This window comes from Campylobacter concisus (genome assembly GCF_003048615.2).
Taxonomy (GTDB): Bacteria; Campylobacterota; Campylobacteria; order Campylobacterales; family Campylobacteraceae; genus Campylobacter_A; species Campylobacter_A concisus_C.
This window is the reverse complement of sequence record NZ_CP049263.1, coordinates 369,612-389,921: the sequence shown is the minus strand read 5'-3', so window position 1 is coordinate 389,921 and position 20,310 is coordinate 369,612. Positions and strand designations below refer to the sequence as shown.

Below are 20,310 nucleotides of genomic sequence, written 5' to 3'. Positions count from 1 at the left end.
AAAACAAAGCTAAATTTTTATATTTTTACAAGCCAAAATGCTAGCACATAGCCCATATATCAGTACGCAAAGGCTAACGCTTAGCCCAAAGACGCTAAGAGCGGCGGTCTGGCTAAAAGAGAGCGTAAAAAACGAGATAAAACTCGTGATAAATGCACAAAATATCCCATAAATTCGCTCTTTTTCGCTAAGGCTCTCATTTAGCGCAAATATCATGTAATCAATCCCAACAGCGCTTGCAAGGATGAGCCCAAAGACGCCAAAAATGCTTAAATTTACACCAAAAACGGCAAAGATAAAGAGCGTAAGAAGCACGCCAAAGATGATGACGCCCATCACAAGTGCCGAGATAAGCGCACTAAAATAAAACCAAAGCAGCAAAAACGCGACCACAAGCGCTGCTATTTTCAGCTTTAGTGCAAGCTCTTTTGCCTGAGTTAGGCTCTCATTTAGCGAGCTAGCGAAATTTAGACTAAAAGCGTTGTGGCGCTCTAGCACCTCATCACTTGCTGCCCCTTTTACAAAGCCACTCACGTAAGCCACACTTGCATTTTCATCAAGCACAAATTTCTTAAAATCCTTCATCGATTTTAGAGCCAAAATTTCACTCACGCTAAGCTCTTTTTCTCCCAAAACCTTTAAAATTTCACTTCGCACTTCATCTTTGCTAAAGCCAAATTTCTCATAAATCGCGTAAATTTGCTCATCATCAAGCGCCTTTTTAAAGGCCTCTTTTAGCTCGCTCTGCTCGCTTTTACTTAAAAACATATCACTTAACGAGCTCTCATCTTTTATCAAATTTCTCTTTTTTAGCTCATCTAAAAGGCTCTTTTCACCTCCCAAAATGTCGCCATTAGATCTTGTCACTATCATCGTGTTTTGGTTGTTGCCAGTTAGACTTAAGATATAAGAAGAGTCCGCTAGCAGGCTCTTTGGCATATTTGAGTAGTCTTTTACGTTTTCGCTTTTTGATAAATTTTTAAGATCAAAAACAAGAAAAATAGCTAGCAAAATAAGTGAGATAGTTAGAAATTTAACCCCCAAATGCCTAGCAGCCGCGCCTGAGAGATCACAAAATTTAGTTAAAAACCTATCAAAAACCTTTGATCTATAAAATTTCACCCCTTCAAAGACTAAAGGCATGAAAAAGTAGCTAGCTAAAAACGCAGCAACTAGCGCAAATGCCGAAAATAGCGCCACCTCTTTAAGCAGCCTAAGATCAGAAAAAGTAAAAGCCAGATAGCCACTAAGCGTGATAAGTAGGCCTAGCAAGAAAATTTTTAGCATATTTTTTATGCTGCTGGCCCTGATCGCTTCGCCCTCGTTTTTGCTAAGCCAGTGCAAGACATAGTCAAACATAAGGCCAATGAGGCTCGTGCTTATTAAAATAGTAAGGATATTTAGTTCATTTAGACAGAGCAAAGTGCCTGCAAATGCCACGCTAAAGCCAAATGCAGCTATAAATATCACATAAAAAATTCGCAAATTTCTAAAAGCAAGCATCAAAAATATAGCAGTTAGGCTTAACGAAACCACACTCATATAAAGGCTCTCACTCTCGTTTTTTTGCTTTGAAAATGCCTGATAAAGCGCACTTGAATGCACAAAAAGCTCGTTTTGCTCAACTTTTAGCGCATTTAGCTCGTTATAAAATTTTATTAACCCCTCGCTCGAAGCTCCCTTTTTCAGCTCGCCTTTTAGCAAGAAAAAGCTCTTTTTACCGTCCTTTACCTCAAGCATGAGATCTGCTAAATTTAAGCTTACGTTGCCATTTTTTGCGCTAAAGCCGCTACTTAGCGAGAAAAAATCATCATTTACATTTAAAAGCCTAAAGCTAAAGCTATTAAAAATTTCCTCTGCGCGCTTTTTGAAAAAGGCGTTTTTATCGCTTTTTAAAAGCTCTAAATCACCCCTACTTAAAAGCGCGATCTTTGAGCGGTTGATGTCACTTTTTATATCATTTAAATTTACGTCGATGTTCGCCTCAAAGCTCTTAAAAAGCGAGCTTTTAAGCGCCAAGCTTTGCACGTCATTGGCTAGCTCTTTAGAATTTACCAGTACCAAAAAATTTGATGCTATCTCATCTTGCACCTCTTTTAGCACCTTTGCCTCCTTGGCGTCTTTGAAATTTATCAGTGAAAATATATCAGTTTGGACGTTTTTTAGGCTCGCAAGCGAATATCCAAGCGAGGCTAAAAAAACAAAGATAAAAGCCAAGATCGTGGCTAGTTTTTTCATTTTATACTAAACTCATTTAGCGTTTTATCGCCGCTTACCTCGTCAAGCTCGATCTTTTTTACCGCCTCATCGCCACTTATCTTTATGGATTTAAAAATTTGTTTAAAGAGTAAATTTTTAGGGCTTAGCTCTATGCTCCACTCTTTTAGGCTGCCACTTGTCTTTATGTCAAATTCTTTCCTAAGCTCGTTTTCATCGAGGCTGATAATAGCTAAAAAGAGCTTTTCATCAAAATTTGCGCTCGTCTTTTCAAGCTTGCCATTTTCGTTTTTAAAAATGCCATCTTTATTTATAAAAACCTTTGAAGTAACAGGCTCAAGCGTATCCCAGTAAAGACCGCCATTTTCGAGCCTAAACTCGCCCGTGCTTTTTATACTTTTGTTAAAGCCAGCCAGACTCTTTGTCTGTGTGAAATTTCCGCTTACTTTATCTGTTTTTACTATATTTTTAAGCTCATCCAGCTCATAGCCAAAGCAAGATATAAAAATGGCTAAAAAAAGAGCTATTTTTCTCATCTTTTCTCCTTTTCATTGTAGGCTTTAAGCGCCTTTTTTAGGGCTTCTGGCATCTCAAAGCAAGTTTGTAAATTTTTCATCTCGATGACAGCTTGGGCGGTATTTGCCTCGCTTAGTTTTTCGCCCTTTTCATTTTCTATAAGGTAGTGAAATTTCAAAAACGTTTCGCACTCGCTAAGCGTCGTCGTGACCTTTATGACGTCGTTAAAAAAGGCTGGGCGTACGTACTTTACGTCAAGTTTTACGATAGGAAAGGCGTAACCATCTTTTTTCATAGCGATGTAGTTGTATCCTAGCTTGTCAAGTAGCTCGCAACGCGCCATTTCTAGGTACTTGACGTAGTTGCCATGCCACATCACCTCCATGCTATCAACGTCAAAAAACGCCACTTTAAATGTGCTAACGTGTGAAATTTCCACTCTCATCTCCAAAAATCAAAAAAGTTAAACCACTGCGATGGGCTCTTGCACGCTCTTATTTCAAGCTGCCTTACATAGCTTTGCACGTATGGCATGACGCTTGCCTTGCGGTCTCTGCTAAGCTTTATCTCATCAGCGATATCACTTAGTTCAATGTCAAATTTATCGCCCTTTTTTATGCACCAAAGCGCGCTCATTTTTACTCCCAAAATGCCAGCTAGCAAGTATGGGCCGTAGTTAAATTTAGCCTCCTTGCCAAGGAAGCTAAGCCTTATAAATTTATCTCCATTAAACGGTGTCCTATCGCCCATTATGCCGATATTTACGCCATCTTCAACCGCCTCTTTTAGCTGCATCATCGCAGCCGCATCAAGCTTTTCAACGCTTATTAGTTTGATCTGCCCCTTGCTTATCTGCTCTAAAATTTTATAAAAATTCTCACTACCCTTGCTATAAACCAAGATGATCATGCGAAAATTTGGCGATCTAAGTGAGAGCGCCTTGCAAATTTCTACATTTCCAAGATGGCTTGTAAGCACGATCCTACCACGCTTTGAAGCTTCAAACTCATCTTTGATGCTGTTAAATTTACTAAGCTCTAGCTCGCTTTCAAGCACGCCATTTTGCCAGATGCGAAATTTATCACATATTGCTATGCCAAAGTCATAAAAGTTACTAAAAACGCCAGTTGCCGGCTTTTTAGCGCTAAATTTTTCTACATTTAAAAGAAATTCTCTTATATTTTCTCTCTCAACTTTTGAAAAGAGATAGTAAAAGCAAACGACGATAATAACGATAGGTTTTATGAGAAATATAGGCAAATTTCTAGTTAAAAATAGGCTAACTCGCAGGAAAAATTCGTTTGATCTCTCACCCTTTTGCCACCATGCATATTTTTGTCCTTTAAAGGCTTTGCCAAGCAAAAATGGCGCTAAAGTAAAAAAATATCTTGCGTGCATTAGGCTTATTAGCGCGTTATCTTTTAGCATTTTAAAGTGCGAAACGCCGCCAGCTTCGTAGCTCACTTTTAGCGCTATCCACTTGATCTCTACGCCAGATCTTATGGCATTTACCAAGATCTCCATGTCAAATTCCATTCTATTTGAGCTACTTTGGAGGGTCGCACTCTCAAGCTCTTTTAGAGGATAAATTCTAAAGCCACACATCGCGTCTTTGATGTCAAAATTTAAAGTGTTGATCTTGACCCAAAAATTTGTGATCTTTCTGCCATAAAACCTCGACTTTGGCGCGTCTTCGCCGTAAATTGGATCAGCCATTATTAGATCACTTGGATATCTTTTGCTAAGCTCCAAAAACTCCGATACCTCGCTTATGTCGTGCTGAAAGTCAGCGTCGATCTGAAACGCGTGCGTGTAGCCATTTTGCAAAGCGTGCCTAAAACCATCTTTTAGCGCAGCTCCCTTGCCGCCATTTTGCGCTCTAGTTAAAATTTCTACACCAAATTCGCTCAAATTTTGCAAAGCTTTTTTTGAAGCTTCATCTGAGCCATCATCGACTATCAAAATGTGTAGATCATATCTTGCAAGCGCCTCACAAAGGGCTTTTATCTTTTCTGGATGGTTGTAAAATGGTATGAGAAAGAGCGTCTTCATAAGCCCAGCTTTATCCTACCGCCAGCACTCTTGGTGCCGTTGCAAAATATCTCAAAGTAAATCTTCTCATCTTTTTGTGAAATTTCTATACAAAGCTCGTCATTTGGCCTTACAAATTTTAAAAATTTCAAATTCTCCACCACGCATTGATCGCCTATTTCTGCGCCAAGCTCTCTTGCAAATTTAAATACAAAATCAAGCTGCACAAAGCCAGGCAAAAGCGGCAAATTTGGAAAATGCTCCATAAAAATGCCAAGTGCTGGGCTAAGCTTTGTCTTAAATTTATAAACGCCCTCTTCGCTACTTTTATCCCAAGAAAGCTCCTCGTTTTTTTCTAAAAGCAGCTTGAAATTTGCCTTTAAAAACTTGCCCTGAGCGTTTTTGCAAAGCGAACTAACTATCTTAAAATATCTAACGCTATTTTTAAACTCAGGTCTTAAAAGCTCATTTAGCCTTGCTACAACGCCCTTTTTGCCGCTATCTCTAAAGAGCCTCACGCCATCTTCGCTAAGCTCCAAAAGCGCAACTAGACGCTTAAATTTAGGATGCGTGTCGCAGTAGCAATCTTTTAAAAGACCACTTTCAAACATCTTATTTTCGATACTTATTAGATTGACCCTTTTGTCGTTTAGCTTAACGATCCTATCGATCCTGCCTTTTAGCGTGAGCCTGCTGCCATCTATCTGTGCCCAGTCGCTAGTTTGGAAAAACTCGCACCAAGGCGAGCTCACATTTAACGCCTCGTCCTCGCTAAGACCCGCTTTTACCTTGCTAAAAAGTAAAAGCTCATCGCCTAAATTTCTAGCAACTATGCCTGTTTCGGTGCTACCATAAATTTCAATTATCCTAGCGCTACTTAAGCTTTCTATCTTTGCTCTTAGCTCGCTCTTTAGTGCTGAACCTGCGCAGATGATGTTTTTTAGCCCTGAAATTTCAGCTGCTCTTGGGCTAGAAACTAGCGTTTGAAGCAAGACTGGGCTTGTTACAAAGCTTAAATTTGTAAGATCAAGCTCAAAGATCGCTTCTGGGTAGTTTAGCTCCTTGCTAACAGCCTTTGCTCCAGATATAAGCGGCAAAAAGATCTTAAATGTAAGGCCAAACATGTGCTGGTGCGAGACGCTAGCAAAAAATTTATCCTCCCTGCTAAATCCCAGCTCATCTTTTAAAAATAGTCCCTCATCTATCATCGCGCCAAGGCTTTTTTGGATATTTTTACTAGCTCCACTTGAGCCTGAGGTCTGGAGAAAAAATGTAGAATTTTGATCAAATTTTAGCTCCATGCTCTTACTAAAGTCTAAAAAATCACCAAAATTTTCATCATTAATGACAAATTTATCCCCGCTATATATCGGCTTTGCAAGCAAGATAGGTTTTACGCCAATAGCTAGCGCTCCAAAAAAAGCTGTGCAAAAGTCAAAGCTCTGGCTTAAATAAATTTCTATCTCGCTTAAATTTTTCTCTTTTAAATTTGCCCCAAAAGTAGCTGCATACTCGTAAAGGTCCTTGTTAATATCTACAAATTTAAATGCCTTTAGGCTCTTTTTAAAATCCATTTTCCCTCTTTAAAATAAAAATTTTACGATATAAAATTTCGCCAAAAAACAAAACTCCCATCAAGATATAAGATACAAATGAGCAGTAAATGCTCCAGTAAATTTTATCTTCAAACTGCGCCAAAACAAATGCAAAAACTGCGTTAAAAACGAAAAACCAGCACCAAATTTTAGTTAGCCCTCTTGTGTAGCTAACGACTTTTTCATCTATCTTTTTCTCTTTTAGCCTAGCAAGCTTTGTTATGACCGCCTCGCCCTTTAAACTATAAAAAAATACCGCCAAAAAGCCAAGACTTACGATACTTGGGTATAAAAGCGCCAAATTTACACTTCTAAAAATAGCACAAACTGCAAAAAATAGCCCAGCTGCTAAGCAAACCTGCCTTGTTTTAGCGCTTTCAAAATAAGCCCTAGCCAGCCAAAGAGCGCATAACACGCAAAAGATAAATGTTGCACCCTTTTGCCAAAAAAATAGCACCAAAGGGTAGGCGATGCTTGCTAAAACTAGCGCTACTTTTACTATTTTATGCTTCAAATTTCTTTGCTACGGCTTTTACGATATCATCAAGCGTTTTTACGTTTTTAAAGTCCTCTGGCATCAGTCTATAACCAGTTTGGCGCTTGATGTAATCAATCATATCAATAGCATCTATGCTATCTATCTGTAAGTCCTCATATATCCTAGTTTCAGGCTTTATCTTGCTCTCATCTATCTCAAAAAGCTCGATCAAAGCCTTCTTTAAAATTTCAAAAATTTCTACTTCGCTCATTGTTATTTCCTATTTTCGTAAATGTATTTTGCAAGAGAAGATACGCTAAAAAATATCTCTTTTAAATTTGCTGTCTTTGAGTCAAGCACGAGACCATATTTTTTCTGCACAGCAAGCCCAAGCTCTAGCGCATCGACGCTGTCAAGCCCGAGCCCCTCGCTAAAAAGCGGTGCGTTCTCGTCGATATCGCTTGGTTTCATATCCTCTAAATTTAAGCTTGTGATGATCAGCTCTTTTATCTCATTAACTAGTTCTTTCACTAAATTCCTCCTTATAAATTTTACTTATCTCTTCGTGTAGCGCCCTGGCCCTTACGGGGCTTGGCCTATCTTTTAAAAACTCACCAACTTCAAATTTCTTTAGCTCCTTAAAGACGTACTTTATCTTTTCATCTGGCGTTTTGTACCATGGCTCATTTTTTCTAAGGCTTCTTGGAGCCATATTTATGCCAACGCAAACCACATTAGACGCGCCTTTTATGCCCATGTATGCGGCTGCTTTATGAAAGATGATCTCCTCTTTCGTGCGCGTACCCTCTGGGAAAATGAGCAAATTTTCGCCGCTTTTTAAAACATCTACGCTTTTTTGTAAAAATTCCTCGTTATTTGTGTTTGGTATGTAATTGCACGCCCTAATAGCCGCAAATAAAAATATATTTTTGCCAAGCTCGCCCTTTACGATGCAGTTTATCCTTTTAAATTTTGAGACCAAAAAGACCACATCAAGCAGCGAAGGGTGGTTTGCGATGACTAAATTTGAGCCGCCATTTAGCTTGCTAAGCTCAAATTTATAGTCCAGATACCCACAAATTTTAGTAACTTTTATAAAAAATCCCCAAGAAACTCTAACAAGATCTCGGCATAAATTTTGCACAAATTTAAATTTATTTAGCCCCAAAAGCACGACTGGCACTAGCAAAAGGTCGCCGCTTATGCAAATTAGCGCAAAAAAGAAAAATAAAAATCCAGCTCTTAAAATTTTAAGGCTCATAGCTAAAATTCCAAGACGCGAAATGACTGCTACTTTGCCACGTTTTTGCCACATTTGGGTCAAAATTTACGATGAAGCTTTGCAGTAAATTTTCTGAAATTTCTTCTTCTTTTTCCACTCTTTTTAGAGTTAAAACACTCTTATCTTTTGCCTTTGAGACGACAAGAGCTAGCATAAATGATGGCTTTTTCTCATCAAAATAGCTCTGCGATATAGACTCATGATAGGCAAGGATGAGCACCTTTTCATATCCGTCATTTAGCCTTAAAAACGCAGCTTGCAGCGCGTCTTCTACTGGGCTAAAAGAAGAAATGGCTAGAATTTCATTGTGATTTTTAGCTTCGATGCTAAGAAGCGACGAGATAGCGTTATGCACAGAGAGCGAAAACGACGTTGGCGATACTGGCTCAGCCTTTGCAAGCGCAGTTTCTAGCTCAAAACAGCGATTTATCTCGCCCTCATAAGAGCTAAAAATGACTGGCATGTCGATGCTCTCAAAACTACTAAGTAGGCTAAAAGCGCACTTTGCGGCACTACTTAGCCTTCTTCTTTGCATGGGCGGGATCTTTGCTAGATCAAATTCTTTTTTATATCTAGCCAGATCCTCGCTGATCTCGCCATAGGCTATAGCGTCATAAAAATCAACTTGAAATTTCATTATTTCGCGATGTCGCCTCTTAGTGTGACGCCAGACATCAAAGAACCGCTGCCGCACTGAAACTGAGTTTTAGAGTTAAATGGCTGTTTTTTGTAATATCCAGTCAAATTTACAACCTTTGTGCCGCCCTCTTTCACCGCTCTTTCTTGAAATGACTTTAGAGCAGAGAGAAGTGCGATCTGGCATGCCTCTTCGTCGCTTTTGTTAAAGCCATTTGTCTTTTTGTTTGACGTTAGGTCTTTTACGATCACCTTGCCAGTGTAACCTGTGCCAAAACTGATGCTAACGTTTGGTAGCAAAAATTCTTTAGCCTTTGGGCCATTTAAGAAGTCTAGTGAGTGGTACTTCACGTCATCTCTCGCGCTAAGGCTTGAGGCAAATGCCAAAACGGCAACTAATGAAACTAATCTTTTCATTTTCTATCCTTTTTAAAATTTGTTATCTACTCTTTTAAATATCAAAGATGTATTTACACCGCCAAATGCAAAGTTGTTACTCATCACAAAGTCCGTCTTTATCGGCGTTGGCTCCTTTAAGTAGTTTAGCTTTGCACACTCAGGATCAGTTAGGTTTAAATTTATAGTTGGGAAAAATAGCTCTTCTCTCATCATCATTATGCTAGCGATCGCCTCCAGCCCGCCACAAGCGCCAAGCGTGTGACCTAGATAGCTTTTAAGTGAGCTAATGGCGATGTCCTCCCCAAAAAGCTCGTTTGTAGCGATACTTTCAGCTATATCGCCATGTTTTGTCGCAGTCGCATGGGCATTTACGTAGCCTATGCTTTTTGGCTCTAGTTTTGCATCGCGAAGTGCTAGGCTCATCGCCGCCTTCATCGTAGCACTTTGTGGTCTAGTGATGTGCGTGCCGTCACACGTAGAGCCAAAGCCAACGACCTCAGCGTAAATTTTAGCTCCTCTTTTTAAGGCGCTCTCTTCGCTTTCAAGCACTAAAAATCCAGCCCCCTCGCCAAGCACCAAGCCATCTCTATCTTTTTCAAACGGCGTTGGGGTCAAATTTGGCGTGCTGTTTTTCACACTTGTAGCGTAAAGTTTGTCAAAAACGTACGCCTCGCTCACGCAAAGCTCCTCAGCGCCTCCTGCTAGCATCATATCTATGCTGCCACTTTTTATGCTCTCGTACGCGTAGCCAATGGCGTGCGAACCGCTCGTACATGCCGAAGATGTAGGGATGATGCGCCCTTTTAGCGAGTAAAATAGCGCGATATTTGCCGCTGTGGTGTGAGGCATCATTTTTATGTAGGTATTTGCGTTAAAGCCGCTATCCATATCCAAAACTAGCTTTGCCATGTCGAGTATAGAGTCGGTGCTACCAGTGCTTGAGCCACTTGCCACACCCATTCTGCCATCTTGCACGCTTGGGTCTAAATTTGCAGCTTGCAAGCCTTCGCCATTTAGCAAACCAGCATCTTTTAAGGCAAGTCCGGCCGCGTGTACGCTATAAGTTGAGACCTTGCCGAGGCTTCTTAGCTGTTTTCTGTCCCACTCCTGCGGGTGTTTGTAGTCTATGATAGGTGCTGCTAGGCGTGTGTTTAGCTCCTTATAGTCCTCCCACTCGCTCATATATCTCACGGCGTTTTTGCCTGCAAGAAATTTAGCCCTCATCTCATCCCAGCTGTTGCCAAAAGCACTGACTGCGCCGATACCTGTGACAAATACACGCATTAGCAAAGTCCTCCATTTACGCCGACGACCTGTCTTGTGATGTAGCTAGCCTCGTCGCTTAGTAGAAATTTAACAAGTCCAGCCACCTCGTCTGCCTCGCCAGCTCTTTTTGCAGGTATGGCCTTTAGCACTTCGTCTAAAAAGTCACTATTTAAAATTTCTTCGCTCATATCTGTCTTTATAAGCCCAGGTGCCACGCAGTTTACTGTTATGCCTCTGCTTGCAAGCTCGACTGCAAGGGCTTTGCTAGCTCCTATGATGCCTGCTTTGCTAGCTGAGTAATTCACCTGACCCCTATTGCCAATAACCCCTGAAACAGAGCTTAGCGTCACTATCCTAGCTGGCTTTCTAGCCCTTATCATGGGCATTAGCGCTGGTCTTAGGACGTTGTAAAAGCCATTTAAATTTACATCTATCACGTCAAACCACTCTTCATCGCTTAGCCCCACAAAGGTATTATCCCTTGTTATACCAGCGTTTAAAATAACGCCATAATAGACGCCATTTGCCTCCATATCAGCCTCTATGGCCTCTTTTGCCGCAGCAGTGTCAGCCACATCAAATGTCATAAATTTAACCCCAAGCTCGCTAGCCATCTTTAAAAGCTCATCACTCTTACTTCTTGCATGAAGAACCACTTCGTATTCACCAGCAAGGCGCCTAGCGATGCTAGCTCCTATACCTCTACTTGATCCAGTTATCAATACTCTCTTACTCACTAAGTGCCTTTTTTACAAATTCTTCATCAGGGCTCATCACGTTTAAAACCGCCCTTGCGCCAAGCTCGCCATTTACAAAAAGCTCGCTGTCATAAACGCCAAATCCACTCTCATCTTGAATGGAGCACTTTGAGACGATCACTATCTCATCGCCCACTTTAAAATACGGCCTAAAAATTTCAAATTTTCTACTGCCAAGCAAAAAGCCAAATATCGCCTTCTCGCCCCTTAGCTCACGCATCTTGGAGTCGTAGATGCCAAGACTTTGAGCCATCATCTCTATTGCCTTTTGCGTCATAAATTTACCATCTTCTAAAAATGGATTTTGATCATTTATCACGCTTCTTACTTTTATGCTCTCGCAAGGGATAAATTCCAAAATTTCATCGATCAAGGTTATGGCGCTGCTGTGCGGCAAATAATCACTTATCATCATCTCACTCTTTTAAATATTATCGCGGCGTTATCTCCGCCAAAGGCAAAAGATAGCGACATCGCTGTTTTTACGTCAAATTTCGTGCCACTTTTTACTAAATTTATAGCCTCCAAGCTCTCATCATACTCGCCGTCATAAACGTGTGGCGGCAAGGTGCTATTTTCCTCCATGCAAAGCATGGCACAAATGGCGCTTTCTATTGCTCCAGCAGCCCCAAGCGTGTGACCAATCTGTGGCTTTAGCGTGCTTGCATATGTGGCATTAAGCGTTAAATTTACAGCTTTTGCCTCCATTTTATCATTTGCCTGCGTGCCGGTGCCATGCAAATTTACATAATCCACACCGCGCATGCCAGCTCTTTTTAGCGCGCTCTCTATGCAATTTACCGCCATTTTCGCACTAAAATCAGGCTGCGTCATATGAAAAGCGTCGCAGTTTGAGGCAGAGCTAGCGACTGCGACATTTGAAATTTCATCACTGCTTAGCAAAAATAGCCCAGCACCCTCGCCGATATTTATCCCCTCTCTATTTTTAGAAAAGGCCTGACTTGGGGCGCTACTTAGGATGCTAAGCGAGTTAAAGCCGTTTATCGTAAGCGTATTTAGGCTGTCTACTCCGCCACAAATGACCGCATCACAAAGCTCGCTTTCAATTAGCCTTTTTGCCTCAATAACCGCCTTAACGCCCGAGGTACACGCAGTCGATACGCAGTAGCTTGGGCCGCTAAGCTCGTAAAAGTCACTTACGAATTCAGCCACATTTGCAAGGCAGTTTCTGTTTATGCCAAACCTGCTTTTATCAAAAAATCCAGTCGCGATATAGCCTTTAAATGGCTCGAAATTCTCCTCAACACCGCTTGTTGTAGTGCCAAGAACTACTCCCACACGGCTTTTGCCATATTTTTTTATCGCTCTTTTTATCTCATCACCAATCTCTAGCATCGTGCTTAAAAGCAAGGCGTTGGTGCGAGTTTTGAAGTGCTCTTTGGTTTTGCTTAAAAAGCTAGGCAAAACGCCATTAAATTTACCCACCAAAAACTCATTTTGCGGGTGAAATTCAGAGCTTTTGCTTAAAAATCTCTTGCCACTTAAAAGCGAGCTTAAATTTTCATCACTACTGCTACCTGCGGCGCTGATAATGGCTGGTTTGCTAACGTATATCAACGCTTTTTACCTCATAAATTTGATCATCTATCATAAATTTTTGCTCATTTTTTTCATCTTTTATCATCTCAAGCACCTTGATAAAAAGCTCGTTGTAGGCGCTATTTGGTGGCAAGAAGCCCAAATTTGCAAACGTGCCGTCCTTTAAAACTCGCCTAGCTTCTGGCGCGCCAAGTGCGTTTACAAGGCTAAATTTATACTCATTCTCACTATTTTGCACGTAAAGCATTAGCGGCCCTTTTGATGAACTAACCTCAAATGCCTTTAAGCTAAAATCCGCCAGCTTTGGCGCATCAAATTTCTTCGCACAGCCAAGAACTAGAAGCGTTACTGCAAGGATCATAGCTATCTTTTTTACAAGCACTTTTTGCCTTTTTAGTGTTTAATAATCATAAAAATTTAACAATTATATCTTTGCAATGCTTAAATGCAAGGCAAATGATAAATAGATTATTAATAATCAAGTATCTTCTCTCCATCTCGTCAAATTTAACGCTAGCAAGGTCGCTAAAGGCTAAATTTTTGGCTTTTATCACAGCCTCTTTTGCGGTATAAATTTCATAAAATTTTTGCATTTTATCTTTGGCACTCGCGTAAATTTCGCTCTCTTTTTTGCTAAAGCAAAATTTGATCACTCCGTCAAAATTTCGCTCTTTTAGCTCCTCCACATCAATGCCAACTTTTTCTTTTGAGATAGCCAAAACGGCGATATTTTCTTTGTGAGATAGGCAAATTTTGCCCCGTTTTTTTGCTCTAAATTTTAAATATCTAGAGAGTTTAAATGAGTTTGAATTTGCTAAATTTGGATATTTTTTTAGCTTCATGCGATCTTTTCTATCTAGCATCTTTTGGCTAAATTTCTCAGCCTCAAAGCCAACAAAAAGATAAATTTCACCCCTTTTTATAGGCATTTTCAACTCTTTTTTTATACTCTTTTACACTTTCAAGTGCCTCTATAAACTCGCCACTAACCGCCCTTAAAGCGTCATTTTGAAGCTTACTCTCATCTTTAAACGATCTAATCCTTGGCGTAAAAGCGACCTCATCCTCTCTAAAATCAGCCTCTTTTAGATCAAAATTTAAATTACTTATTTTGCTATTTAAGATATGCAAGGCACATTTTCTTGGTCCAAAGATGAAATTTCGCTCTTTTAATGGCTTTAAACTCCTTACCAAAATGCCGCCATAAAGCGCTGGCTCGCTCTTAAAAGAGATGTCAAAACCAAAGTTGTGAAAGTAAATTTCGCCCGCCTCGCACGATCTTTTGTAGGTGTTAGCATCAAAGCAGGTGTAAATTTCAAGCTCGCCAAATTTATACTCCACGCCGCTTACAACGAGGATCTTGCTTCGCATCAGCTCACGCAAAAAGCCCTGAAATTTGGCGTCAAGATGCGCCTTAAAGTCCGCTATTTTAAGAAGCTCATATCTTTGGCTCTTATCTAAGCTTTTAAAACCATCTCGCCTAAGTACTTTAAATTTTTCTTTATCAAAACAACTTTGCTCAAAAAACTCACTAAGCATTGCCACTAGATCAAATTTAGCAAAATGGCTTTTAAGTAGCTCACCTGATAGCATTTTTGCTCCTAATTTTTTGGCATATTTTAAGAAATTTAGCTTTTATATGCAAATGCCGAGTATAAAATGCACAAAATAATCCTTTGTTCTACAAAGAAAAATGTCAAATTTTAAAATTTCATGAACGAGTAATTTCGGCTCTAAAATTTGAGCTAAGCTGTAAGCGAAGCCAAATTTTAGTAGTCAATTCTTAGGGGTGAATGGAATTTTAAAATTTGCAAAATAGTTTTTTAGAAATTTAAAGTTTTTTCTTCTTTGTTAAGGGGGAAGAGGCTTGAATTACGAAGTCGCTCCCTTCCCCCTTAACAATCCCCTAACCCCTACGACGTTAGAAGTGCATGCTTCAGTGCTTCGCACTGCATGCGGTTTATCATCAAACAAGTGTCAGACAAATTTTAAAATTTATGAGCGAGCATATCACGCTTCTAAATTTAGTGGCGAATAGTTATGAGCCCTAAATTTAGTAAGTTGCTAAGGCGAGTGAATAAGATTTTAAAATTTTCAGAATAACTTAGTTAAATTAGATAGGTGTCAAGCAAATTTTAAAATTTCACGAACGAGTAATTTCCGCTCTAAAATTGAGCTAAGCTGTAAGCGAAGCCAAATTTTAGTAGTCAATTCTTGGGAGTGAATGGATTTTTAAAATTTACAAAAAAGTAGTAGTTTCATTTTAAAGCACATAGTTTAAATTTCAAATTTAGATCTGGCATATCAGGCTCTAAATTTAGTAATTCGGTAGATTTTCAAGGCGAGTGCATAAAAGCGTATAAATTTAAAAGAAATTTTAGTGCCCAAAATATCAGGCACTAAAATCCATAAATTTACTCAGTTGCAAGGTCTAGGTAATAATCAAGCTGGTCGCGTCTGATGATACGTATGAGGTTTGTGCTGCCCTCTACGCCTGTTGGGTGGCCAGCCGTGACGAGGTAGGTCTTGTCATGCTCGACATATCCAGCGTCGTAAGCCTTTTTGATGACATTTGCAAGTAAGACATTTAGCTTTGTTTTTTCAAGCACGAGCGCTGGCGTCACGCCCCAAGCAAGAGTCAGCATGTGAGCTGTCTGCTCGTCGTGCGCGATAGCGATGATATCGATATTTGTGCGGTTTCTAGCTAGTTTTATGGCTGATTTGCCTGAGCCTGTGATAGAGAGTATCGCATTGGCCTTGATACGCACGGCTAGCGAAGCTGCGCTATTTGCGACCATGTCAGTCTCGTCAAAAAAGTCAAATTCGTCAAATTTATTGTATGGATAGATGCTTTGCGTCTGGATGATCGTTTTGCTCATCGCCTCTACGACTGCGACTGGGTTTTTGCCGATCGCGCTCTCCTCACTTAGCATAACCGCATCAGTGCCGTCTAGCACGGCATTTGCCACGTCGCTGATCTCCGCTCTTGTGGCAGTTTCATGCTCTGCCATGCTTAGCATCATCTGAGTTGCTGTGATGACTGGTTTGCTGGCTGCATTTGCCTTTTTGATGATAAGCTTTTGTATGGTTGGAACTTTGTAAAATGGCACTTCTATGCCAAGATCGCCACGAGCTACCATGATGCCATCACTCTTTGCGATGATGTCGTCTATGTTTTCGACCGCGTCAAATTTCTCGATCTTAGACAAGATAGCCGCTTTGGAGCCAAATTCTTTTAAGATATTTCTCGCTTTTATCACGTCATTTGCGTCTTGCACGAAGCTAATAGCAACGAAATTTACGCCCTGCTTTGCGCCAAATTCCATATCTTCTTTATCTTTTGGCGTGATAATGTCGATGCCAAGGGCGGTATTTGGGAAATTTACCCCTTTGTTTGAGTTTAAAATCCCGTCATTTTCGATGATGGTTTTTACCACCTCTTTGCCCTCGCCTGTAACTCGTGCTCTGATCGAGCCATCGTAGAGATAGACGTACTCGCCAGCCTTTAGCATAGGTAAAATTTGAGGCTGATTTAGGCTCACTCTATAAACGCCCTTTTCGATCTTTTCGCCCACGATATCCTCGGCATAAATGCTAAGCTCGTCGCCAGCTTTTAAGTAAAATGGCTCGCTAAGCTTGCCAACTCTGATCTTTGGACCGCAGATATCTTGCAAGATGCCTATGCGTTTGTTTAGTCTTTTTTCGATGTTTCTTATCTTGTCGATGTTTGATTTGTGGTATTCGTGTGTTCCGTGGCTAAAATTTAAACGAAAAACATTAACCCCTGCTTTAACCATCGCCTCCATCGTCTCTTCGTTGTCACTTGCTGGCCCTAAAGTCGCTACAATTTTCGTCTTTTTTATCATTTTTATGCCCTGTAATTTGATTTTTGCGATTATAACACATTTTAATAATGTAAATTTTTTGTATAATATGCAAAATTTTTAAAGGAGAGAGTATGAATAAATTTTTATTAGCGTCTCTTGGTCTAGCAGCTCTTGCTTGCGCTGCCATGGGAGATGACAAAGTCTATAAGCTCAAGCTTGCAACCTCATGGGAAAGCACTATGCCAGTGCTTGGTGACGTGCCAAAAGAGCTAAAAGAGAAGGTCGAAAAGATGAGTAACGGCCGCATCGAGATCAGGATCGACTACCCATCAAAACACAAGTCGCCTTTTGCGATGCTTGACTTTGCAAAGAGCGGTCAATACGACATCGGCTACACAGCTAGCTACTACTACAAAGGCAAAGACCCTAAGACAATGTTCTTTACAGCGACACCATTTATGATGAATACCGACGAGCAAACAGCTTGGTATGAATTTGGCGGCGGCAAAGAGCTAGAGGCGAAAGTTTTTGACCCATATAACATCAAAATTTTTAGAGCTGGCAACACTGGCATGCAAATGGGCGGCTGGTTTAAAAAAGAGATCAAGTCAGTTGATGATATCAAAGGCTTAAAGATCAGAATTCCAGGCTTTGGCGGCGAAATTTACGCTAAACTTGGCGCAAATATCAACACTATCCCAACTGGCGAGCTTTACATGGCGCTTGAGATGGGCACGATCGACTCAGTCGAGTGGGTAAGCCCAGCTTATGACATGGCACTTGGCTTCCACAAAGTGGCAAAATACTACTACACAGGCTGGCAAGAGCCAAACGGCGAAACTCAGTTTTTCTTCAACAAAAATGCGTATGAAAAACTTCCAGATGATCTAAAAGCTATCTTTGAAGCGGCTGCTGCTGAGGTGGCAAGAGATGTGAATACTAAGGTATTTTACGCAAACGTAGAGTACTGGGACAAGATGAAGGCTGAGTACCCAGACATCCAAGTAAAATCTTTCCCACCAGAGGTCATAGCAGCTCTTAAAAAGGCTACAAACGAGCTACTTGATGAAGAGAGCGCAAAAGATCCACTATTTAAAGAGATCGTCGAGTCTCAAAGAGCTTTCCTCAAAAAAGCAAGAGAGTGGACTAAAATTTCTGACTACGCTTACATCAAAACAAACGAAGAGAAATAACCACAGCAGGGAGCTCTCCCTGCTTTTTAAAATTTAAAACTATAAATTAAGAACTTCTTGCATAGAATTTTCTTTTTTCTTGTCAAGAACATTATCAAAAAAGATCTAATGCTAGTACAGACTAATATAACTGTTATGGGCTATCAGGCGTTTCCATTTAGCTTGCAAAAAGCGTTTGAGAAATAAAAATTTTCCTCCTTTGCTTCGGCAAGGGAGGGCTTTTTGGTTTTGTGTGATCTTAAAATTTAGTTGGTATTTTGCTCTCTTAAAACAACCTTTGCATTTTTCTCTTTTTTACAAAATTTCAGAAATTCTCTCCCATTTTTTGTATCGTCATTTAGTCCGATGCAGCCAAAGCCCTTCTCATCATGTGGATAAAGCGCTAAATTTAGGCTTGGAAAGATAAAAAAGCACCACTCGTTTAAGGAGTATGTATAAAGCATAAGTAGTTTAGCCAGATCTTTGATCTCATTAAATCTCAAAGCATCTATCCTAAGGCAGATGGCAGGCAGCAAAATTTCACTATTTAAACCAAGATCAAAGTGCTCATTTGGCTCTTGCAAGATGCCTAGCTTTTTAAATTTATCGTGCAAAGTTTTTACTTCAAGCGTTTCATTACTCAAGTTAGTATCATCGTAGTTTAAGGCGCTTATGACAAATACTTCATTTTTAAATTTATTAAAATATTTATCAAAAAGCTTTAGCGCGGTATCTACACCAGAAGCCCAGCTTTCATCCTCTATCTCAAAAAAGCCGATCCAGTTTTTAGAGTGGCTAAAGGAGTTAAAATTTATATCGCTAAGCTTTAGAGCATTATTTATTAAGCTTGATGATTTATCCATTTTGATTTTAAACGATGTGGTCTTGCGAGCTTTATAAACTAAGAGCCTCTCGCATGGAAATTTCTATCCTTTTCTCATCAAGGCTGCTGTTATAAAATAAATTTAACGCCAAGACCGCTTGATACAAGAGCATATCAGCTCCGTCTTTACATGCTAAATTTTGCCTTTTTGCCTCTTTTAAAAATGGCGTTTGCTTGCCGTAAATAACATCAAATGCAAATTTAGCGCTTTTTAAAATGCCATCTAAAATCACTTTTGGTGCTGGCAAAAGGTCATCTTTTAGCCCTGCTGAGGTTGAATTTACCACCAGATCAAATTTATGCTCTTTATAATCATCCCAGCTAAAGCACTCATAATGATCTTTAAATTTATCAAGTCTTGCCTTGCTTCTATTTAGTATGCAAACATCTATGTTTTGCGATCTAAGTGCGTAGGCTAGGGCGTTTGCTGTGCCTCCAGCTCCAAGAATGATGGCGCTTTTTGCCTCTTTGAAATTTGCTATCGCTTTTAAAAAGCCAGGTGCGTCAGTGTTGTAGGCATAAATTTTTTCATTTTTTAGCACCAAAGTGTTTGCAGAGCCTATTTTTTGGGCTGCTTCTGAGCGCTCATCGGCTAAATTTAGAGCAAATTCTTTATGTGGGAGCGTGACATTTGCGCCGTTTAGTTTTAAGGATTTAAATTTATTGATTAGCTCATTGCCATCTTTTAGCAAAACCCTAGTATATAGGGCATCAAGAGCTAGATCGGCAATGGCTTTGTTGTGTAGTCTTGGAGATACCGAGTGAGCTATCGGATCTCCAAAAACTGCGAAGGTTTTCATTTTGCTCTAAAGATAAAAGCGTCTTTATTGACATCTTTTCTTATGTCATTTACAGCTTTTTGTAGCCCTTTTTCATCAAATGGACCAACTAAAATTTTAGTTAGCTCGCCAGCTTTTATAGTTTTGTAGCTATAGCCTTTGGCTGCTATTTTTTTCATATAGTCGGCATTTGGGTTAAATTTACTAGTTGCAAATACTTGAACATAAGAGCCTTTTGCGACGCTCTCAGCTTTTGCTGGAGTTTCAGCTTTTTTCTCTACTTTTTCTGCTTTTGCAGGAGCTTCAGCCTTTTTCTCTACCTTTGTTTCAGGTTTTTTCTCAGCTTTAGTTTCAGCTTTCTTCTCTGTTTTTGCCTCAGTTTTAGCTGGCTTTGCTTCAGCTTTTTTCTCTGCTTTAGCTTCGCTCTTAGTTTCAGCTTTTTTAGCTGAAGCCTCTACCTTTGTTTCAGCTTTTTTAGGTGCTTCAGCTGGATGCTCGACAGCTTTTACCGCCTCTTTTGGCTCTTCAGTTTTAGGAGCTGATTTTGCGCCTTCTTTATCTTTTAGCTTTTTGATCATATCTTCAAAATCATCTTGTTGCTTATTTTCAGGCACGATAGGCACTTGCTCGAAAAGCTGGGTATCGCCTTTTTTAACATCTGAATTTGTATCTTGTGCAGGCACCTGAGTATCGACTGGCTGCTCTGCTGGCACTGGAGGCAGAACTAGTCTTGAGTCAGCTTCATTTTGTGCTTGTGTCGAGTCGCCTGAGTTTATAATCTTCATGGCTACGATGATGATTAAAAATAGTATAACAAGAGCTGCTATAAACATAAGAAGTTTCTTTAGTTTAGCACCCTTTGCCTCATCATCCTTTTCTAAAAGTATATCTTTTAACTCTTCGTTTTCCAT

The 20,310-nt window shown here is 40.0% G+C and carries 23 protein-coding genes; 1 reads left to right on the top strand and 22 read right to left on the bottom strand.

What is annotated here, in order from left to right; genetic code table 11:
- Nucleotides 1-9: 9 nt before the first annotated feature.
- The 19 genes from CVS89_RS02055 to pyk form a co-directional block, all read right to left on the bottom strand.
- Entirely contained in the window at nt 10-2,238 is a 2,229-nt protein-coding gene (locus tag CVS89_RS02055; RefSeq protein ID WP_107848140.1) for a hypothetical protein, read from the bottom strand.
- Nucleotides 2,235-2,753 (bottom strand): LolA family protein, encoded by a 519-nt coding sequence (locus CVS89_RS02050; protein ID WP_107848139.1) that lies wholly within the window; start codon nt 2,751-2,753, stop codon nt 2,235-2,237. The genes CVS89_RS02055 and CVS89_RS02050 overlap by 4 nt, the downstream gene beginning before the upstream one ends.
- A complete protein-coding gene (locus tag CVS89_RS02045) occupies nt 2,750-3,178 on the bottom strand; it encodes an acyl-CoA thioesterase (RefSeq protein WP_107848138.1) in 429 nt (142 codons plus the stop codon). Before CVS89_RS02045 ends, CVS89_RS02050 begins: the two co-directional genes overlap by 4 nt.
- On the bottom strand, nt 3,175-4,785 hold the full coding sequence (locus CVS89_RS02040; protein ID WP_107848137.1) for a glycosyltransferase family 2 protein: 1,611 nt from the start codon (nt 4,783-4,785) through the stop codon (nt 3,175-3,177). Before CVS89_RS02040 ends, CVS89_RS02045 begins: the two co-directional genes overlap by 4 nt.
- Nucleotides 4,782-6,338: an AMP-binding protein gene (locus CVS89_RS02035; protein ID WP_107848136.1), complete on the bottom strand. Its 1,557-nt coding sequence runs from the start codon at nt 6,336-6,338 to the stop codon at nt 4,782-4,784. The genes CVS89_RS02040 and CVS89_RS02035 overlap by 4 nt, the downstream gene beginning before the upstream one ends.
- Nucleotides 6,328-6,873, bottom strand: coding sequence for a hypothetical protein (locus CVS89_RS02030; RefSeq protein WP_107848135.1), 546 nt, complete (start codon nt 6,871-6,873; stop codon nt 6,328-6,330). Before CVS89_RS02030 ends, CVS89_RS02035 begins: the two co-directional genes overlap by 11 nt.
- Nucleotides 6,863-7,108, bottom strand: coding sequence for an acyl carrier protein (locus CVS89_RS02025; RefSeq protein WP_012140380.1), 246 nt, complete (start codon nt 7,106-7,108; stop codon nt 6,863-6,865). Before CVS89_RS02025 ends, CVS89_RS02030 begins: the two co-directional genes overlap by 11 nt.
- Nucleotides 7,109-7,110: 2 nt before the next feature.
- Nucleotides 7,111-7,368 (bottom strand): phosphopantetheine-binding protein, encoded by a 258-nt coding sequence (locus tag CVS89_RS02020; protein WP_012140381.1) that lies wholly within the window; start codon nt 7,366-7,368, stop codon nt 7,111-7,113.
- Nucleotides 7,352-8,152 carry a lysophospholipid acyltransferase family protein gene (locus CVS89_RS02015; protein ID WP_233091268.1) on the bottom strand — a complete coding sequence of 267 codons (801 nt, stop codon included), beginning with the start codon at nt 8,150-8,152 and terminating at the stop codon, nt 7,352-7,354. Before CVS89_RS02015 ends, CVS89_RS02020 begins: the two co-directional genes overlap by 17 nt.
- Nucleotides 8,088-8,756: a beta-ketoacyl synthase chain length factor gene (locus CVS89_RS02010; RefSeq protein WP_107848133.1), complete on the bottom strand. Its 669-nt coding sequence runs from the start codon at nt 8,754-8,756 to the stop codon at nt 8,088-8,090. Before CVS89_RS02010 ends, CVS89_RS02015 begins: the two co-directional genes overlap by 65 nt.
- Entirely contained in the window at nt 8,756-9,172 is a 417-nt protein-coding gene (locus CVS89_RS02005) for an excinuclease ABC subunit A (RefSeq protein WP_103581387.1), read from the bottom strand. The genes CVS89_RS02010 and CVS89_RS02005 overlap by 1 nt, the downstream gene beginning before the upstream one ends.
- Nucleotides 9,173-9,184: 12 nt before the next feature.
- Nucleotides 9,185-10,438, bottom strand: a complete 1,254-nt coding sequence (locus CVS89_RS02000) for a beta-ketoacyl-ACP synthase (protein ID WP_107848160.1) — start codon at nt 10,436-10,438, stop codon at nt 9,185-9,187.
- On the bottom strand, nt 10,438-11,157 hold the full coding sequence (gene fabG / locus CVS89_RS01995) for a 3-oxoacyl-ACP reductase FabG (protein WP_107848132.1): 720 nt from the start codon (nt 11,155-11,157) through the stop codon (nt 10,438-10,440). The genes CVS89_RS02000 and fabG overlap by 1 nt, the downstream gene beginning before the upstream one ends.
- On the bottom strand, nt 11,150-11,593 hold the full coding sequence (locus CVS89_RS01990; protein WP_103613589.1) for a thioester dehydrase: 444 nt from the start codon (nt 11,591-11,593) through the stop codon (nt 11,150-11,152). Before CVS89_RS01990 ends, fabG begins: the two co-directional genes overlap by 8 nt.
- Complete coding sequence (locus CVS89_RS01985) at nt 11,590-12,756, bottom strand: beta-ketoacyl synthase N-terminal-like domain-containing protein (RefSeq protein ID WP_103613590.1); 1,167 nt, start codon at nt 12,754-12,756, stop codon at nt 11,590-11,592. The genes CVS89_RS01990 and CVS89_RS01985 overlap by 4 nt, the downstream gene beginning before the upstream one ends.
- On the bottom strand, nt 12,743-13,120 hold the full coding sequence (locus CVS89_RS01980; protein WP_232523996.1) for a hypothetical protein: 378 nt from the start codon (nt 13,118-13,120) through the stop codon (nt 12,743-12,745). The genes CVS89_RS01985 and CVS89_RS01980 overlap by 14 nt, the downstream gene beginning before the upstream one ends.
- Nucleotides 13,121-13,145: 25 nt before the next feature.
- Nucleotides 13,146-13,667 (bottom strand): 4'-phosphopantetheinyl transferase family protein, encoded by a 522-nt coding sequence (locus tag CVS89_RS01975; RefSeq protein ID WP_107848131.1) that lies wholly within the window; start codon nt 13,665-13,667, stop codon nt 13,146-13,148.
- A complete protein-coding gene (locus CVS89_RS01970) occupies nt 13,648-14,331 on the bottom strand; it encodes an ABC transporter substrate-binding protein (RefSeq protein WP_107848130.1) in 684 nt (227 codons plus the stop codon). The genes CVS89_RS01975 and CVS89_RS01970 overlap by 20 nt, the downstream gene beginning before the upstream one ends.
- Nucleotides 14,332-15,152: 821 nt before the next feature.
- Complete coding sequence (gene pyk / locus CVS89_RS01965) at nt 15,153-16,604, bottom strand: pyruvate kinase (RefSeq protein ID WP_107848129.1); 1,452 nt, start codon at nt 16,602-16,604, stop codon at nt 15,153-15,155.
- A 92-nt stretch (nt 16,605-16,696) separates the two neighbouring features.
- On the opposite strand from pyk, the gene CVS89_RS01960 reads away from it, so the two are divergent.
- On the top strand, nt 16,697-17,758 hold the full coding sequence (locus CVS89_RS01960; RefSeq protein ID WP_103574330.1) for a TRAP transporter substrate-binding protein: 1,062 nt from the start codon (nt 16,697-16,699) through the stop codon (nt 17,756-17,758).
- A 245-nt stretch (nt 17,759-18,003) separates the two neighbouring features.
- Here the strand turns inward: CVS89_RS01960 and CVS89_RS01955 are convergent, their stop codons facing one another.
- Genes CVS89_RS01955 through CVS89_RS01945 form a run of 3 tightly spaced genes read right to left on the bottom strand, consistent with a single transcriptional unit; the run spans nt 18,004 to nt 20,310 of the window.
- Complete coding sequence (locus CVS89_RS01955; RefSeq protein ID WP_107848128.1) at nt 18,004-18,600, bottom strand: hypothetical protein; 597 nt, start codon at nt 18,598-18,600, stop codon at nt 18,004-18,006.
- A 31-nt stretch (nt 18,601-18,631) separates the two neighbouring features.
- Nucleotides 18,632-19,420 carry a shikimate dehydrogenase gene (locus CVS89_RS01950; RefSeq protein ID WP_107848127.1) on the bottom strand — a complete coding sequence of 263 codons (789 nt, stop codon included), beginning with the start codon at nt 19,418-19,420 and terminating at the stop codon, nt 18,632-18,634.
- The gene (locus CVS89_RS01945) at nt 19,417-20,310 is read right to left on the bottom strand and encodes an SPOR domain-containing protein (protein WP_107848126.1); all 894 of its coding nucleotides are present in this window, start codon (nt 20,308-20,310) and stop codon (nt 19,417-19,419) included. The genes CVS89_RS01950 and CVS89_RS01945 overlap by 4 nt, the downstream gene beginning before the upstream one ends.